Here is a 15,966-nt window from a genome sequence, read left to right as displayed (position 1 = left end):
ATTATGAAAAACAGAGTTGCGGCACTTCTCTTGGCTGCCGGGATCCTGCTGGGACTGCTGGCGGCTATGCCCGAGCCGGCAGGCGCGGCCGGTCCTGCTCAGCTTGAGACCTACGTGACTCCATTCACGGATACGGAGAATGCGTTGTCGGGAGTTTCGACTTACCGCCAGCAATTTTTTGAAATACCGGACACCTGGAGCATTAAGAATGTGAAGGTACATCTGGATTATAAAGCCTCGCAGCTGCTCTTGAACGAAAGATCGAGCATTACGTTCCTGATGAACGGATCGCGGTTCTATTCATTCCGTCCCGAGCTTTCCGATTTGACCCGTCAGCAGCTGACGGTCAACGTACCGGGCTCCCTGCTGGTCAAGGGAACCAACACACTGGTTGTGGAGGGATATATCCAAACGGACGATACGGACTCTTTCTGTCCGCCTACACAGACACGGGAACACTGGCTTCAGCTGTTCGATACATCTCATGTGAGTGTTGATTATACTGTAAAGCCTATGTCAGCGAGCATCAGCGATTTCCACAAATTCTACGCAGGACTGGATGCTATGAACAACGGAAGAGCGGCTGTAGCTGTGCCGCCTAAGGCTGAGCCTGAGGAGATGGAGGCCGCGGTTTATGCGCTGTCAGGTTTCGCGCAGTCCAACCCGCTCAAGGAGAAGCTGATCCCGTTGCTGGAATATGGTTCAGCCGAATTGCAGAAGCACAGCATGCAGGTCGTTGTCGGCCGGACAAGCCGCCTTGCTCCGGGCCTGCGGGATCAGCTCGACTTGAACGGCCGCGACCCCATGAAGGAAGCGCTCCTTCAGGTCGTTATCCTGCCGGACCGTCCGACGCTGGTCATTACGTCGGAAAACGCGGACCTGCTCCGCAAAGCGGGACGTCTTGCGGCTAACCCGGCTTTGATGCAGCAAATCAAGGCTGCTGTCAAAATAGTGGACGAGCGCACGAACGTCGATACGCCGGCTTACGGCATTTCACGCGACATTCAGCTGACGGGAACAGGGGATAAGCTGACCGGGCCGCAGCACAGGGAGAAGCAGTATTATATCGCACTGCCGGCAAACCGCTCGATAGCGGAGGCCAGCAAAATCCGGTTGAATTTCCGGTATGCCCGCAATCTGGATTTCGACCGTTCCCTGGTGACCATTCTGGTGAACGGCACACCGATCGGAAGCAAGAAACTGACGCCGCAGCTCGCCGACGGGGATACGCTGTCTCTGCCGATTCCTAAAAACCTGAATATCAGCGGGAATTTCACCGTTACGGCAGCATTTGATCTGGAGATCAAAGAATTATATTGCACTGATAATCAGAATCAGATGCCTTGGGCCTATGTGACGAAAGATTCGATGCTGCAGCTGAATACGAAAGACCGGACGGAGCTGTTGTTCAACAACTACCCGTATCCGTTCCTCCGGGACGGCAGCTATAACCAGGTAGCGGTGGTTCTCCCGCAGCAGCGCAACGGAGAGACCTACCTGGCTTTAACGAATATCTTCAACTTGCTCGGGCAATATGCGGTAGGCAATACGGGTGAGGTAACCTTTGTCAGCGATACAGCCGGAGAAAACGAGCTGAAATCCAAACAGATCATCGCCATCGGAAGCTACCAGGATAACCGTCTGATTCAACATACGAACGATAAGCTGTATTTCCGCTACGACGAGAAGGGTGAAGGCTTTGTTTCCAATGAGAAAATGAGTATCGATACCGACTATGGGCGGCAGATCGGTTCCTTGCAGCTGCTCCCGTCTCCTTACGAAGCGGGCCATGCCTTGCTGGCGGTTACAGGGGCTTCTCCGGAAGCATACAACCTGGCCTCCAAGCTGGTTTCCAATCAGGGGACGCTGTACAAAATATACGGCGACGGCGCGGTGACCGACCTGGACGGCAACGTCTATCCATACCGCTTCAAAAAGCAGGCGGAAGCCCCTTCCTCTACAGCGATAGCCGATGTGCTTCAGCGGAAAGACGTAGTGCAGTTTCTGGTGTCTTTAGTGCTGGTGCTCGTTCTGGTACTCGTATCGCTGATGCTGCTGTTTATTAAATATAAGAAGCGCAGAACCGGGGAGGACAGGATATGAGGCGAAATCTAAGCAGCTTCCTTTCTGACGGCGCATTTCTGGCACTGTTTCTGCTGTCGTTTCTGACCATCGTTTATATTGGCGGAGATCCGGATCAGTATCTGCGGAATATTATTTTTCTTAACGTTGCGTTTCTGATCGCCATTATCACGTATTTCACGAATGTGACCACGGGCCTGATTATTAATATCCTGTTCCTGTTCGGCTACGGCACGTTCACGTTGTACCGGACGGCTGTAACCGGAGGGGTGGTGGAGCTTCAGACTTATTTTTGGCTGATCATGACCCCGATTTATACGCTGACTACCTGGCTGCTGACATATGCAAATAAAGCGATCCAGGCGGAGAATGCCAGATTGAAAAAAGCGACGGTCTCCCTGGCCACGATGGACGAACATACCAACCTGAAAAATATCCGCTCCTTCCAAAAGGATGCTACCATCTTTATGGCCCTGTCCAAACGGTATCAGATTCCTCTGACACTGGTTGTGGCCAACGTGAAGTATTGGGATGAAATTAAGCAGATGATCAGTGAGGACCAGATGACGGAGGCGATTTTCGATGTTTCTTCGCTCAGCCAGACTACCATCCGGACGAACGACTCCCTTTACATGCTTAACAGCAATAACCCTACGTGGGGCATGCTGCTATTTACGGACAGGGAAGGCGCCAACATTGTCATTGACCGGTTGAGGGACAAGGTGGAGGATCTGAATATGCAGGATTATGCAGGACGGTTCTCCGTGGAGCTGGATTTGAGGATCGGTGCCGTGGAATATGACGAAACTGCCATTGAATCGCCGCTGGATTTCATCTCGCAGGCGCGGAAGCAGCTGGAATATGATGTGTAAGCATCCAGGGTTTCAGTGCGGCAAAGGAACTTCGAATACGCTCATCAAAAACCAGATAATGAAGATGGAAATCAGATAAGTAAGCACGGGACGGGTGTAATGAAGGCGCAGCATCAGGTACATGGTGGGGTAAAACAGGGCCTCCATCCAAAACCGGTATCCGTTCATTAATTCCAGCCTGCCGAAGGCGATAAACACATATTCCACAGCCAATGAGCCGGCTACCCACAGCAAAATATATTTGCATTGACGCCAGGCCCGTTCGCCGAAAGGGTAGTTCGTTAAGTACATTAAGGCAACAGAAGGCAGGATGAGGAACGTATAGAGGAGATCGACCGCCACATGAGAGCGGGGAAATAAGTGCGGGTCCGGATGATAACTCCATAGAAGCTTATCCTGGCACAAAATGTTATAGAGCAGGTCACAGGCGGCGGGATAGAACATCGACAAACCGTATTTCTGCCAATCGCGCCAGTCCCCTTTAAAATATACAAAGCAAAGGATGGCAAGCGTAAATAATACATGCATGAAGTTCTACCTCGCTTGACTGGAGTCACGCTGCTTACAGATACTTGTTACTGTGCTCTAGTTACTGCCAACTTATACCTTTCGCCGCAGGGCGTCGGAAAGACAACAAAGGGGCTGCCTCAAGGTTATATCAACCTTGGGGCAGCCCCTTCTCTTAAAAGAACGTCCGATACAGCATGTACAAATTCAGCGACACGATTATAACGGCAACGGTCCAAGCCAGCACCTTCAGCCATATCTCCTTCTCGTTAGCACTGCTGTTGTACAAACCAAAGAGTGTTGTCTAAGTGCAACTTTTACCCGAAAAAAATAGGAATGATCAAGTATATGCAAAAAAATTCATGTGTTATTTTATGAATATTGTACCAGTGTAACTTTTCTTGTCAAGGTAAAAAGACTGGATGGTAATTGATGAAAAAACAGTTATGAACGGCTTAAAGCGGTATAATTAGAAAACAATGAATTTCAACGGAAGGAGAATCCTAAGGGTGAAAACACTGCTTGTTACAGGCTATCGGGCTCAGGAATTGAGCATATATGACCAGAAGCATGCAGGGATCGTCTATATCAAGCAGGCTTTGCGGGATAAGCTGGTTCCGTTGATCGAAGAAGGGCTGGAATGGGTGATTACGGCGGGTCAATACGGGGTGGACCTGTGGGCGTGCGAAGTTGTCATCGAGCTGAAGAAACAGTATCCCGATGTAAAACTGGCTATTATTACGGCTTATCTTAATCCGGAAGAGAAATGGCCCGAGGCCAAACAGGACTATTACCGCGGGATTCTCAAAGGCGCGGATTACTGCGGATCGGTCAGCAACCAGCCGTACAGCGGTGTGTGGCAGCTTACGGCAAGAGATCAGCTGCTGCTTAGGAAATCCGACGGCATCTTGCTGTTTTATGATGAAGATGCAGGTGAGGCCAGCCCCAAATATATGAAGCAGCGGGCTTTGAAGAGGCATGAGGAAGACGGGTACGCCTACTTGACCATTACAGCCGAGGATGTACAAAGCATTGCAGACGAACAGACGCGCGACATGCAGTAAAATACCAACCTTATGGTTGGTATTTGCGGCTAACATAAGCGGTCATCCTTGGTTTAGAACCATGATTTGCCGATATACTTCCATAGCTTCAGTATGCTTGTCCGGATGATCAGCATTCAGCAGCAGGCCGTATTCATTCTTCATCCGTACCAGCAATTCACGGTAATGGCGCTTCTTTTCTTCTTGGGGAAAAGAGGACCGTTTCATCGATAAGGCATTGTGGAGGTAGTCTGAGGGGCTTTTCATGCTATACATCTCCTAATAAGAGCGACCTCTTGTTAGGTAACACAGCCGGCATAGATGCGTTATCCGTAGCCCTGGTGCTTTGCGTCCCTGCCTTTCGGCAAGTTTGCCTTTGTCTGTAAGCGGTTCCCGCTGGATGGTTTACTTACGTACATCCTATCACAGGGCCGCCGGATATCACCATAGTTCCAAGGTCTGTCTCTTTGTGAATTTGCGTGTTTGTAGCTGGGCGAAAGGGATGAAAACCGTGGAACTCCTGCTGTTCCTTATAAAAAGAACAGGCAGGCGTACCACGGTTAAGGGAGATGTTATAACATTTGGGCCCTGTGATTCCGTGCCGCGAGCGCGGGCAGCGGGTTCTCCTTCTGCCGGGACAGGTAAGCTACCATGAGCCAGATCAAGAGCACGCCGGCGATTTGCGCCATGGAAACGGACTGGCCCAGGAAGTACCGGTTGATGAGCAGGGCGGCCGCTGGAAACGACAGCTCGGCGATGGCGGCATAGGCGGCTTGCGTGCGCTGCAAGCCGTAGTAGTACAGGAGCAGCCCTGCCAAGCCGGGAACCAGCGAGAGCAGGAACAGGTCCAGCCCGAGGGGGAAAGTCAGCTCCCCGAGGGCTGGGGTCAGTCCGCCCTGCAGCGTCTGCAGCAGGGTGAGCATCGGCAGCGCGCAGAAGACGCGCAGCCCGGTCAGCTCCGCGAAGCTGAAGCGCTGGAGCAGGCTGCGGCCGAAGGTCGTGCCGCAGCCCCAGAGCAGCGCAGCAGCGATCGCGAGCAGGGAGCCGGCCCACTGGCCGCCGTGTGCTGCGGTGAAGGGGGCGGAGAACCCGAACGACAGCACGTAGGCGCCGAGCAAGGCTCCGGGCAGCACGACGTAGTAGGTGCTGGACCAGCGCTCGCGCAGCAGCCATTTCGCCGCCAGGACGGCGAAAAGGGGCTGCAGTTTCTGCAGCAGGACGACCGCGCTCGGGTGGCCGTAGCGGAACGCTTCCGTGAACGCCCAGGTGGCGAGGGCGGAGCTTCCCCACGAGACGGCGAGCAGGAGCAGCCACCCGCCGGCAGACAAGCCGGACAGCTTGCGGAAGGCGCGGATGATCCAAGGCAGCATCATCAGGCTGATCAAGGCATGCTCAAGCCAAACGATCTGCAGCGAGGTGAGCCGCTCCACCAATCCGCTGCGGAACAAGGCGTCCGTGCCCCACATGGCGGCCCCCAGCGCCACCCAGAGTAAGCCGCTGCGTCTGGCATCCGGCTTGATCATGCTCTGTTTCCTGTTTTGGCCGAATCAACAACATTCGCCAGAAGCTGTGCCGCTTGGTCTACCAGTTTCGGAGAGTTGGACTTTACGCCGCGGAACTTGCGGTTCTCTTCCACGGCATGTACGCCGAATCCTTCCAGGTCATAAGCGGTCATCATCATTTTCATCGTTGGAGCCTGGACGACCAGGAACCATTCCCGGACCAGCGGGTGATCTTCCGGCAGGTGAATATATTCTACATTCGGATGCGCCGGGCGCTCCTGGTCAGGAACGCCGAAGATATACACCTTCTCCGCCGTTTCCGCCATCGTAAAAAAACGCTCCAGTACGGGGGCCACGGCACGGGAAAGCTTCTGGAACCCGGCATAGATAACCGCTTTAGGTTTTTTTGTTATCACCATATTCTCCATAATCAGGCACATATACTCCAGCTGCGGCACCTGCGTTTCATATTTTAAAGAGGCCGTATCCAGCTGAGCACGGCTTATCATGCCTGCTATTTCTTGAACTTCCCCCACACTTTGGTCAAAAATATCCCGGTATAACGATGCGTTAATCATGTTCATTCCTCCATTAGATTTAGGTTTATGTATTTCGGACGGTTACAGTTGAAAAGGGCGGATCCATTTTACTTGGGCCGGATCCAGTCCTGCTTGCAAAAGCTCGTCTGACAGCTGGGCAGCCACACCCTTGAGAATGTCTAACGAAGCGCTTAACTCCACGAGGCTCATCAGTTGGATTTGCGAAGCTTCCGAAGATAACTCCGCTTTCCCGGAAACGGCTGCCGAAACCTCTGTTAACCGTCGCAGGCGGCCATACAGGTGATCGTACAACTGCTCGAGTTTGCCGGTATTGCATATAAGCACCTGCTGTTCGGTTGCTGCCTGGTTAGCCGAGCCGGAAAGCGTCAGCAGCAGTTTGCGTACATGCTCCGTACGTTCGGAGCCGGCGGCAATGAGTTGATCTTGTTCGTGCATCGCCGAAGCGGTATGGTCGGCCTGCTTGAGCAGGTCGTTCATGGTGCGTCCGATATCTTCGGACAGCTTCTTAGCCTCGCCGGAGAGTTTACGGATGGCATCGGCAACGACGCTGAATCCGGCCCCGTATTCGCCCGCATGGGCGGCTTCGATCGCGGCGTTCAGGCTGAGCAGCTGTGTCTGGTCTGCAATATCCTTGATCTGCAGGAACAGGGCTTGTACCTGTTTGATTTGTTTGGCGAAGGTTTCGTAGCTTTCATTAGCCAGCTCCGTCCGGTGCTTTATGCGGGACATGTCGGATAGAAGCTGTTCCAGAACGCCGCGTCCGGCCTCCATCTGCTTCACCCATTCCCCGGTAGTCTGTGCAGTGGAGTGGAGGGTGTCCTTTGTTTGCTGAAACTGCTGCAGCACCTCTTGTCCCTGATGCAGTGTTTCCTCCGTGCCCGCCGTTTGCCCCTGAATTCCGGATGTAATGTCCGCCGAGGCAAGTGTAATCTGCTCGGCCCGGGCTTCTACATCCGCCGCATTCTCTTGAATGGCGCTTGCTGCTGTCTCGATATGCCGGTTCAATTCCGCCAGCTTCATCAGCACGTGAGGCAGCGTATCGTTTGGCAGCCCCGGATGGGCATCCGGAGTTTGGAGCAGTTCATGTGCCGCCGCTGTTTGAAATTCCGCCGTACCGGCCGATTGCAAGATACGGTAATAGGGATACAGAAGATAAATCCACGCGGATACGACACCCGCGTAAGCGAGGGGCAGTGCCCAGTGCCCTTTCAGCCAAACGGTAAGGGATAAACCAAGAAGAGTCACTGCGCCTAAAGCCCAAACCTTTATACGATGATGTGTTGCAATGAGGACCGCCTCCAACTTTGTACCTAGTTTGTATAATGTTTGTATAGGAATTGTAGCACAGATTGGAATTACTTAGCAATATAAAATATATACATAGACCACCTACGTGGCCCCCATCGCGCCCCAGTGACCAAGGGAGGGTAAAAACTACCCACCATCACGCCCGAGTGACCAAGGGAGGGTCAAAACTACCCACCATCGCACCCCGGTCACCAAGGATTCAGTAATGGGTACTGTAACCATTTTGTAAATTCGTGTACTTTTCATCGGTCTCGGGTCCAGTATCGAAAACCATCCCGGGTCCGTTACGGCGGGAAAGGAATTCTTTTACACTTAGTTCTGTGATGAAGCACTCGATACGGACGCGGCCTGACAGAAGTCACAAAAAAGAAGCGCGATATGCCATAAAGGGTATTTGGGCAGTCGGTAAACTTCAGAACGCAAAGAACATGGAGTAAAGGAAAGGGAAGGGGAACAACAATGATGACATGGTTAACCAAATGGTCATTCACTAACAAAGCGGCGGTGGGGCTGCTCGTCATTATGGCGCTCGTGATCGGGGCGATCAGTTACACGACACTGCCCATGGAATTTATGCCGGAGGCGGATAACCCGCAAATAACGATAACGGTGCTGGGCCAAGGCCAAGACGCTAAATCGATGGAAAAGAACGTCATGAAGCCGATCGAAGAAGCGGTCGGGACGGTAAAAGGCAAGAAAGAAATGTTCTCGAACGCGGGGGACGGTTTTGCCCAAGTGAACATGAATTTTGACGGCAAGACCAATATGAAGGAAGCTACGCAGGAAGTGCAGAAGGCGATCGATTCGCTGCAATTCCCGCAGGGCGTCATGAAGCCGTTTGTGGTTCAGTTCAACACCTCGATGATTCCGATTTCGCAAATTACAATGTCGTTTGACGAGGGATTGACGGATCAGAACATCAAGACAGCCGAAGAAAAAATCCTGCCGGAACTGCAAAAAATTGACGGCGTGGCAAGCGTAGGCCTCTACGGCAAAACATCCCCGCAAATCCACGTGAAAGTGGATCAGGCGAAGATGGCACAGTATAAGGTGAATGCACAGTCGCTTATGACTCTGCTTCAAGGGCGCAGCGTGTCGGCTTCCATCGGGGAGCAAACGATCGGCGGCCAAACAGGCAACGTCAACGTAACTTCGACCATCGACAGCGTGGATACATTGAAAAAACTGCCGGTCGCAGCGGGCGCAACCCTGCAGGACATTGCCTCCGTAGACATGGTCTCCAACCAGGAGAGCGTAAGCCGGGCAAATGGGAAAGATGTGCTGTTCGCGGTCATCACGAAAGAAGCGAACGCCAACGCGGTAGCGGTGGGCAAAGAAGTCCAAGAAACTGTAGACCAGCTCAATAAAGATGTGAAAAATGCCGAAGTAGACGTAGTATTCAGCACTTCCGATATGGTAGTTACCTCCGTTAATAATATGATGCGTGAAGTATTAATGGGTGCGCTTTTTGCAACAGTGGTCATTCTGCTGTTCCTGCGCAATTTCAAAGCAACGCTGATTACGATCGTATCGATTCCGTTGTCTCTGGCAGTTACGCTATACCTGCTGAAGGCCTCCGGCATTACGCTGAACATTGTTACTCTAGGGGGAGTAGCGGTTGCGGTCGGGCGTCTGGTGGATGACAGTATCGTAGTGATCGAGAACATTTACCGCCGGTTGCAAAAGGAACCGATGTCCCGCGACATGATTATCGGGGCGACCAAAGAGGTGGCGCGTGCCATCACCTCATCCACCATTGTAACTGTAGCCGTGTTCCTGCCGATGGGCTTGCTGCGCGGAAGCTTGCAGGCGTTCTTGCTGCCTTTTGCGCTGACCGTGACGTATTCGCTGCTTACTTCCCTGGTCGTAGCTCTGACGGTAGTGCCTCTGCTCAGCTCCTGGCTGCTGAAACATTCGACTATGAAAGAACACGCTCCATCCAAGCGCTTCTCGGGCTTCCTGACTTGGAACCTGAAGCACAAATGGGTGACGTTGACACTGACGCTGGTAGTGTTTGTAGGTTCTATCGCGGCTTACATGAATATGCCTAAGGCAGCGCTGGACGCGTCTGATGCATCTTATGTGGGTGTACAAATGAAATATCCGAATGACGTGCCTGTCAGCGATGTGCTTGCAAATGCGAAGCTGATGGAAGAGGATTTAATGAAGCAGGATCAGACGGAAAAAGTGCTTCTTCAATCCGGACGCAGTGCCGACGGTGCGAAGTGGGGGAATGTTTCCTCGCTGACACAGGCGGATTTCACCGTAGCTATGAAAGAAGGCGCTGATGCGCAGAAGTTTATCGACCATGTGCTGGCGCAAAAATCCAAGTTCAAAGGCGCAACGATTTCCGCTAATGAAACCAGCATCTTTGGCGGCAGCTCGACTTCCGAGTTCGTAGATATTATGGGCGACGACGTAAGCGCACTGAGCAAGGTAGCTGATGAAGTGACGGCTAAGCTTCAAAAGATCGACGGCATCGAGAAAGTATCCAGCAACATGAACGATACGAAACCGGTGTTCTCCTATAAAGTAGATCCGACGCAGGCGAATGCCCAGGAAATTGCTATGCAGCTGGGTATGATGTTAAATCCGATGCCGATCGGGCAGGTGGAAATTAATGAAACACCGGCGGCCGTTATTCTGGATCCGGTGGTGCAGGCCAAATCCGAAAGCGATCTGACAGGAATTACGCTGATGACCGCGGCAGGCCCGGCTCCGATTACGAAGCTGGCGAAGTTTGAAGTGCGTAACGAACCGGCGATGCTTTATCACAAAGACGGCAAGCCTTATGTAAGAATTACCGCGGACGTAGATCCGAAGAAAGTGTCTACCATTGGTGCGGATATTAAGAAAGCTGCTGACGAAGTGAAGCTGCCGGACGGCGTGGAGCTGTTCGCAGGCGGGGCTTCGGCGGATCAGGCGGGCGACTTTGCCGATATCGGCATGACGGCTTTGATCTCCATCGGCCTGGTATACCTGATTATGGTGCTTACGTTTAAAACGCTTCGCGCACCGCTAGCCATCATGTTCTCGCTGCCGCTGGCTGCAATTGGTGCGATCATCGCTTTGATGGTGTCCGGTATTACCCCTGACTTTACCGCTATGTTCGGAGCGCTGATGCTGATCGGTATCGTTGTGACCAACGCAATTGTGCTGATCGACCGTATCAAGCAGAACGAAGAGCACATGACGGTCCGTGAAGCGATCGTGGAAGCAGCCGCTACACGGATGCGCCCGATCCTAATGACGGCGATCGCCACGATCTGCGCTATGGCCCCGCTGGTGTTCGGCCACAGCGAGCAGGGCAGCATCGTTTCCCAGAGCTTAGCGATCGTAGTTATCGGCGGTCTGGTGGCCGCAACCGTACTGACGCTGATCGTCGTACCTGCGATCTACGAGCTGTTCTACTTCCGCAAATCCGCCAAGCAGCGCCGCCAAGCGGCAGCTGCCGCGGTGACAGCGGCTTAAATTAGAAACACCCTTATCGTGGTTGGTTCCACGGTAAGGGTGTTTTTGTGTTGTAACGGACCTAAGAGCCGTTAATGTGCCCGATATGGGTTGTTTCCCAATGTAACGGACATGTAGGCCCTTATTAGGGCAACAACCCCCTTATTAGTCGCAAAATGGGCGAAATAAGGTATCTCTTGTCCGTTAGAATATGAAATCCATGTTTTGCGGCGGAATAAGGGCTGTGGTGTCCGTTAGCCATGACGGGTAGTTTGGCTGCTTGGTGGTTTTGGTTACTTGGCTTACATAGCTGCTTGGCGGCCCAGGATACTTGGTTACTTGGCTTACTTATCTGCTTGATGGTCCAGGATATTTGGTTTCTTGCTGCTTGGTCTCGCTGCTTGCTATTTTCGTAATTTGGTTACTTATGAATCCTTAGTGAGCCCGTTCGATAGCAGGAGCATAGCGAACGACAGCAGCACCATGGTCCCGGCCCAGGCCCAGGCCATCGGCATGCTGCCCCCGTCGGCGGCGACATAGATGGCGGACGGGATAGTTTGGGTTCGGCCGGGGATGTTGCCGGCGACCATCAGGGTCGCCCCGAACTCGCCCAACCCGCGGCAAAAGCCGAGCAGGTAAGCGGAGATGACGGTGCGGCGGGCCAGCGGGAGCGAGATGTAGCGGAACACCTGGCCCTCTGTCGCCCCGGAAGCTCTCGCCGCATCCTCCAAGTCTTGGTCTACCTGCTCAAAGCCTGTCTTCATCGTACGGTAAGCAAGCGGAAAAGCAACGACTGCCGCGGCAATGACAGCAGCTCCCCAAGTAAATAGAAGCGGGCCGCCGGTAAGACTTTCATACGCCTCGCCGACCCAACTTCTCCTTCCCAGCAGAACGAGGAGGAACAAGCCTACGACGGTTGGCGGCAGCACCAGCGGGAGCAGGAGGAAGGTTTCCAGCAGGCTATGCCCGGGAAAGCGGGCCCGCGCCATCTTCCATGCTGCTGCAAGAGAGGCCGCGAAGACGATAACGCTGGCTGCCAGCGAGACTTGGATGGATAGGGCTATAGGCTCTGCAAAAAGGCTCCAGTCCAAGCTGAACCTCCTCCTTTCTACTTCTTTAGGGTGACTTCCCTTGATAGATTTCAGCGGTCAGTCTAGCACGGGTTCATATTATGGCAGTTGAAACCCATATTTGGAGAATACCCCACGGGCTTGTTCAGATTGAAGATAAGTATAGAAATCGTCCGCTTCCTTGGGATGTTTCGTTTGTTTCACGATCCCTGCAGGATAAATAATCGGGGCATGAATGCCCGGGTTAACACGGATGGCGATTTTGACTTTGCTTGATGTCATGGCATCGGTTTTGTACACAAATCCCGCATCTGCGTTCCCGGTTTCGACATAAGTGAGCACTTGGCGGACGTCCTTGGCGTAAACGAACTTGTCTTTCAGGACGTCCCAGGTTTTCAGCGCAGTTAACGTCTCTTTCGCATATTGGCCGGCCGGCACCGACTCGGGCTGTCCCAGCGCAATTGTCCGTACATCCGGACGGGTCAGTTCTTTCACAGTGGCAAAAGCAAGCTTGGAATCACGCGGAGTGATCAGGACGAGTTCGTTCAGCAGCATGTCCGTGCTTTCCCGGATCAGGCCTTGCTTCCGGAGGGTGTCCATCTGTTTGGTGCCGGCGGAGAAAAACAAGTCCGCAGGAGCTCCTTGCTCGATTTGTTTTTGAAGCGTACCGGACGGGCCATAGTTAAATTGGAGCTGGATGCCGGGGTGTTCTTTTTCGTACATCCCTTCAATGTCGGTTAAGCTGTCCTTCAGGCTGGCCGCGGCGGAAACGAGCAGCTCGGTTTGGGTTTCCGCTGTAGAGGCCTTCTGGGTGTACTGTACAAACACTGCCCCTGCAGTGATTCCGACGGCTAACGCAAGAAACCAAATGATGCGCTTTCTCAACGTGTACGCCTCCCGTTCCTGTTATGGCTGTTAATGTCAAGTATACTAACATAAAATAGGCTGGTTTTGTATGGGTTCCCTTTAAATCTATCAAGTACCCGGAGGAATCGCACGCTCGGCACGCCCCAACCGCTCAGCTAGGTTAACCCTGTGAAAAACGCTGCCTGTACTTGCGCGGCGGGATGCCCTCGTATTTAGTGAACCGCGAGGTGAAGTAGGAGGCTTGATTAAAGCCGACCTCTTCCGCGATGCGGGTCATGGGGTAGTCGGTTTGCAGGAGAAGAAGCTTCGCCTGCTCAATCCGGTAACGCAGCAGGTATTCGACTGGGGAACAGCCGAATTCGGACTGCATGCAGCGCGCAATGTATACCGGATGAAAGTTCAGGCTGTCGCCGAGCTCCTGCATGTTCACTTCTTCCTTGTAATGCTTGCGCAAATACGCTGCCGCCTGTTCGGCGCAAGCGATACGCGGCGAGGCCGCGGGAGAGGTGAAGGAGGCGGACAGCAGCTGCAGCATCTCCTGAAACAACGTCTCCTGCCGCCAGCGCACACTGCTTAGATGGGCGCTGGCTTGCAGGTGGACGAGCTGGCGCAGCAGCGCGTCCATGGACGCCGGCTGCAGCAGGCGGGCGAACTGCGGCAGCTGGATCTGGAAAGGGCGTGCATTCAGGCTCCAGACCGCTTTGTCTTCGTCGCCGTCCGGCCGCGTCAGCGGAAGAGCAGCGTCCGCAGGCGACCAAGGGCCGGAAGCTTGAAAGTGTACCCAATAATAGCTGGTCCTCTGCCTGCATCCTTTCGTACCGTAATGATACTGGTCCGGACGCAGGGTAAGGGCGCAGCCTTCCCCGACTTCGTAGGTGCGGTCTCCTTCGCCCATATACAGGCAGCCTTCCGTTACATACAAGAGGTCGAATACCCCGACATGATGCCTTGCTACATGCTTGGTTCCGATCCCGTTCGTCTCAAAGCCGGCCAGGATGTAATGCGGGAACGGAGGGACGGTAAACTGGAGCAGGTTCATGGGAATACTTCCTTTCATGAGGTTGAAATCGTGATAGTTTTGGTTCCATATCTGATACCATAAGCTCACTATACCATCTATAATTTGAACTGAAAACAACGTCATTACCCAACCAAAATGAAGTTCGCCCGACAACAGGGCAGGAGGTTTTAAAGTTATGAATTCGGAAGACCGTAAATTTGCCTTGTGGACGCTCGCATGGCCTATTTTCATAGAAGTGCTGCTGCAGACGCTGCTCGGGACCGTCGATACGTTCTCGGTGAGCCAAATATCCGACGACGCTGTGGCTGTCGTGGGCCTGTCCAACCAATTGTTTAATGCGCTCATGACCTTGTTCATGATCGCGGCCAGCGGAGCGGGGATCCTCATCGCCCAGCGCATCGGTTCCGGCGCCAGAGAAGACGCGCGGACGCTGGCTATCATTGCGCTGAAAGTATGCGGCGCCATCGGACTGGCCATCAGCGTGCTGCTGTTCGCCATCCCCGAGCCGATCGCCCGGCTGCTGCAAATGCCGGAGGAGCTGCTGCAGCTGTCCAATTCCTATATATCCATTGCCGGCGGCGCCATGGTATTTACAGCGCTGAGCGCCGTGCTCGGCACCGCCATCCGCAGCACCGGCAACACGAAAGCGCCGATGTACATCGGCATCGGCGTGAACCTTGTGCATGTAGCGATGAATTATGCTTTTATTTTCGGCATCATGGGCTTTCCGGAATGGGGGCTGACCGGCGTAGCCGTGTCTACGCTCATAAGCAAGGTCCTTGCTGTGGTGGTGCTTTATGCGGTATTCCGGCATTCTTTTGAACGTAAAATTGAATGGTTCGATCTTAAGCTGTTTGACCGTGGATTGTTCAAGGAGATTATCAAAATCGGCTGGCCGCTCGGCGTCAATATGTCGGCATGGGTGCTGACGCAGCTGGTGATGTATTCTTTTTTGGCTATGCTCGGAACAAAGGAACTTGCGGCCAAAACCTACATGAACCAATTAGAGTCATTTTGCTTCTTGCTGGGATACGCGTTTGCACTGGCCGTGCAGATCCAGATTGCGCACTTGTTTGGAGCGGGCCGGCTGAAAGAAGCGTACCAGGCTGCGTACCGCGCGCTCTATATCGGGCTTGCTGTCGTGATGCTCAACACCCTACTGCTGGTATTGTTCGGCAAAACCATGCTGGGCTGGTTCACTTCCGACCCGAGTGTGATTGAGATGTGTCTGCCGTTACTTTTCCTGAATTTCCTTCTCCAGCCGGGCAAAATGCTCAATATGGCCGTCACCAGTGCCTTGAATGCTGTAGGCGATACGAAATTCAACATGTACGTGGCCATGGTCTCGATGTGGCTGGTCGCGGTCGGCTGCTCCTGGCTGTTCGGCGTCTCGATGGGTTGGGGCATTATCGGGATTTACATCAGCATGACGGCGGACGAATACCTTCGCGGGGTGATTTCGTTGCTGCGGTGGAGAGGCAAGAAGTTTTTGTACAAAAAGATTGCGAACGGAGCCTCCGGCGAAGTGCCCGCCGGCGGAGCGGCTGCGGGAGTGTAAGGTGGCTGCTGCGGGCAGGAGCTGAGCCTTCTTACCGTTCTCATGCAAGGTTTCTTTTGCAGGCATTTTCCGCAGGCATTCACCAATCTTTTTCCGGGCTAATACACTATAGCAACACTCCTTACC

General features: G+C 53.3%; 13 protein-coding genes and 1 riboswitch. Of the genes, 5 read left to right on the top strand and 8 right to left on the bottom strand.

Going from position 1 to position 15,966, the window contains the following annotated elements; translation table 11 throughout:
- Positions 1-3 precede the first annotated feature (3 nt).
- Both ACFSUF_RS18350 and ACFSUF_RS18345 read left to right on the top strand, forming a co-directional pair.
- Positions 4-2,103: a cellulose biosynthesis cyclic di-GMP-binding regulatory protein BcsB gene (locus ACFSUF_RS18350; protein ID WP_377605156.1), complete on the top strand. Its 2,100-nt coding sequence runs from the start codon at positions 4-6 to the stop codon at positions 2,101-2,103.
- Positions 2,100-2,954 (top strand): diguanylate cyclase domain-containing protein, encoded by an 855-nt coding sequence (locus tag ACFSUF_RS18345; protein ID WP_377605154.1) that lies wholly within the window; start codon positions 2,100-2,102, stop codon positions 2,952-2,954. Before ACFSUF_RS18350 ends, ACFSUF_RS18345 begins: the two co-directional genes overlap by 4 nt.
- 12 nt (positions 2,955-2,966) lie before the next feature.
- On the opposite strand, the gene ACFSUF_RS18340 is transcribed toward ACFSUF_RS18345, so the two are convergent.
- Complete coding sequence (locus ACFSUF_RS18340; RefSeq protein ID WP_377605152.1) at positions 2,967-3,482, bottom strand: CBO0543 family protein; 516 nt, start codon at positions 3,480-3,482, stop codon at positions 2,967-2,969.
- A gap of 488 nt (positions 3,483-3,970) precedes the next feature.
- Here ACFSUF_RS18340 and ACFSUF_RS18335 point away from each other — a divergent pair, with 488 nt between their 5' ends.
- Positions 3,971-4,525 (top strand): DUF1273 domain-containing protein, encoded by a 555-nt coding sequence (locus ACFSUF_RS18335; RefSeq protein ID WP_377605150.1) that lies wholly within the window; start codon positions 3,971-3,973, stop codon positions 4,523-4,525.
- Between the two features lie 42 nt (positions 4,526-4,567).
- On the opposite strand, the gene ACFSUF_RS18330 is transcribed toward ACFSUF_RS18335, so the two are convergent.
- The 4 genes from ACFSUF_RS18330 to ACFSUF_RS18315 all read right to left on the bottom strand — a co-directional run bounded on the left by ACFSUF_RS18330 (position 4,568) and on the right by ACFSUF_RS18315 (position 7,811).
- The gene (locus ACFSUF_RS18330) at positions 4,568-4,771 is read right to left on the bottom strand and encodes a hypothetical protein (RefSeq protein ID WP_377605147.1); all 204 of its coding nucleotides are present in this window, start codon (positions 4,769-4,771) and stop codon (positions 4,568-4,570) included.
- Between the two features lie 32 nt (positions 4,772-4,803).
- Positions 4,804-4,889, bottom strand: a riboswitch (cyclic di-GMP riboswitch).
- A 187-nt stretch (positions 4,890-5,076) separates the two neighbouring features.
- Entirely contained in the window at positions 5,077-6,027 is a 951-nt protein-coding gene (locus tag ACFSUF_RS18325; RefSeq protein WP_377605145.1) for a DMT family transporter, read from the bottom strand.
- Entirely contained in the window at positions 6,024-6,584 is a 561-nt protein-coding gene (locus ACFSUF_RS18320; protein ID WP_377605143.1) for a DICT sensory domain-containing protein, read from the bottom strand. The genes ACFSUF_RS18325 and ACFSUF_RS18320 overlap by 4 nt, the downstream gene beginning before the upstream one ends.
- A gap of 42 nt (positions 6,585-6,626) precedes the next feature.
- Positions 6,627-7,811 carry a methyl-accepting chemotaxis protein gene (locus tag ACFSUF_RS18315; protein WP_377605142.1) on the bottom strand — a complete coding sequence of 395 codons (1,185 nt, stop codon included), beginning with the start codon at positions 7,809-7,811 and terminating at the stop codon, positions 6,627-6,629.
- A gap of 522 nt (positions 7,812-8,333) precedes the next feature.
- Between ACFSUF_RS18315 and ACFSUF_RS18310 the strand changes: the two genes are divergently transcribed.
- Positions 8,334-11,345, top strand: a complete 3,012-nt coding sequence (locus tag ACFSUF_RS18310; protein WP_377605141.1) for an efflux RND transporter permease subunit — start codon at positions 8,334-8,336, stop codon at positions 11,343-11,345.
- 404 nt (positions 11,346-11,749) lie between these two features.
- Here the strand turns inward: ACFSUF_RS18310 and modB are convergent, their stop codons facing one another.
- The 3 genes from modB to ACFSUF_RS18295 form a co-directional block, all read right to left on the bottom strand.
- Positions 11,750-12,415 carry a molybdate ABC transporter permease subunit gene (gene modB / locus ACFSUF_RS18305; protein ID WP_377605140.1) on the bottom strand — a complete coding sequence of 222 codons (666 nt, stop codon included), beginning with the start codon at positions 12,413-12,415 and terminating at the stop codon, positions 11,750-11,752.
- Positions 12,416-12,493: 78 nt separating this feature from the next.
- Positions 12,494-13,279, bottom strand: coding sequence for a molybdate ABC transporter substrate-binding protein (modA, locus tag ACFSUF_RS18300; RefSeq protein WP_377605139.1), 786 nt, complete (start codon positions 13,277-13,279; stop codon positions 12,494-12,496).
- A gap of 142 nt (positions 13,280-13,421) precedes the next feature.
- Positions 13,422-14,300, bottom strand: coding sequence for an AraC family transcriptional regulator (locus ACFSUF_RS18295; protein WP_377605138.1), 879 nt, complete (start codon positions 14,298-14,300; stop codon positions 13,422-13,424).
- Between the two features lie 157 nt (positions 14,301-14,457).
- Here ACFSUF_RS18295 and ACFSUF_RS18290 point away from each other — a divergent pair, with 157 nt between their 5' ends.
- Positions 14,458-15,840 carry an MATE family efflux transporter gene (locus ACFSUF_RS18290; protein WP_377605137.1) on the top strand — a complete coding sequence of 461 codons (1,383 nt, stop codon included), beginning with the start codon at positions 14,458-14,460 and terminating at the stop codon, positions 15,838-15,840.
- The last annotated feature ends 126 nt before the right edge of the window (positions 15,841-15,966 follow it).

This window comes from Paenibacillus gansuensis, assembly GCF_042684925.1.
Lineage (GTDB): Bacteria > Bacillota > Bacilli > Paenibacillales > DY6 > Paenibacillus_N > Paenibacillus_N gansuensis.
The sequence above is the reverse complement of the archived record's forward strand: the minus strand, read 5'-3'. Positions and strand labels throughout refer to the sequence as shown.

Coding starts and splice junctions, on each gene's coding strand:
- ACFSUF_RS18350 (WP_377605156.1), top strand. CDS start 4: ATGAAAAACAGAGTTGCGGCACTTCTCTTGGCTGCCGGGATCCTGCTG.
- ACFSUF_RS18330 (WP_377605147.1), bottom strand. CDS start 4,771: ATGAAAAGCCCCTCAGACTACCTCCACAATGCCTTATCGATGAAACGG.
- ACFSUF_RS18290 (WP_377605137.1), top strand. CDS start 14,458: ATGAATTCGGAAGACCGTAAATTTGCCTTGTGGACGCTCGCATGGCCT.
- ACFSUF_RS18295 (WP_377605138.1), bottom strand. CDS start 14,300: ATGAACCTGCTCCAGTTTACCGTCCCTCCGTTCCCGCATTACATCCTG.
- ACFSUF_RS18320 (WP_377605143.1), bottom strand. CDS start 6,584: ATGATTAACGCATCGTTATACCGGGATATTTTTGACCAAAGTGTGGGG.
- ACFSUF_RS18310 (WP_377605141.1), top strand. CDS start 8,334: ATGATGACATGGTTAACCAAATGGTCATTCACTAACAAAGCGGCGGTG.
- ACFSUF_RS18325 (WP_377605145.1), bottom strand. CDS start 6,027: ATGATCAAGCCGGATGCCAGACGCAGCGGCTTACTCTGGGTGGCGCTG.
- ACFSUF_RS18340 (WP_377605152.1), bottom strand. CDS start 3,482: ATGCATGTATTATTTACGCTTGCCATCCTTTGCTTTGTATATTTTAAA.
- ACFSUF_RS18345 (WP_377605154.1), top strand. CDS start 2,100: ATGAGGCGAAATCTAAGCAGCTTCCTTTCTGACGGCGCATTTCTGGCA.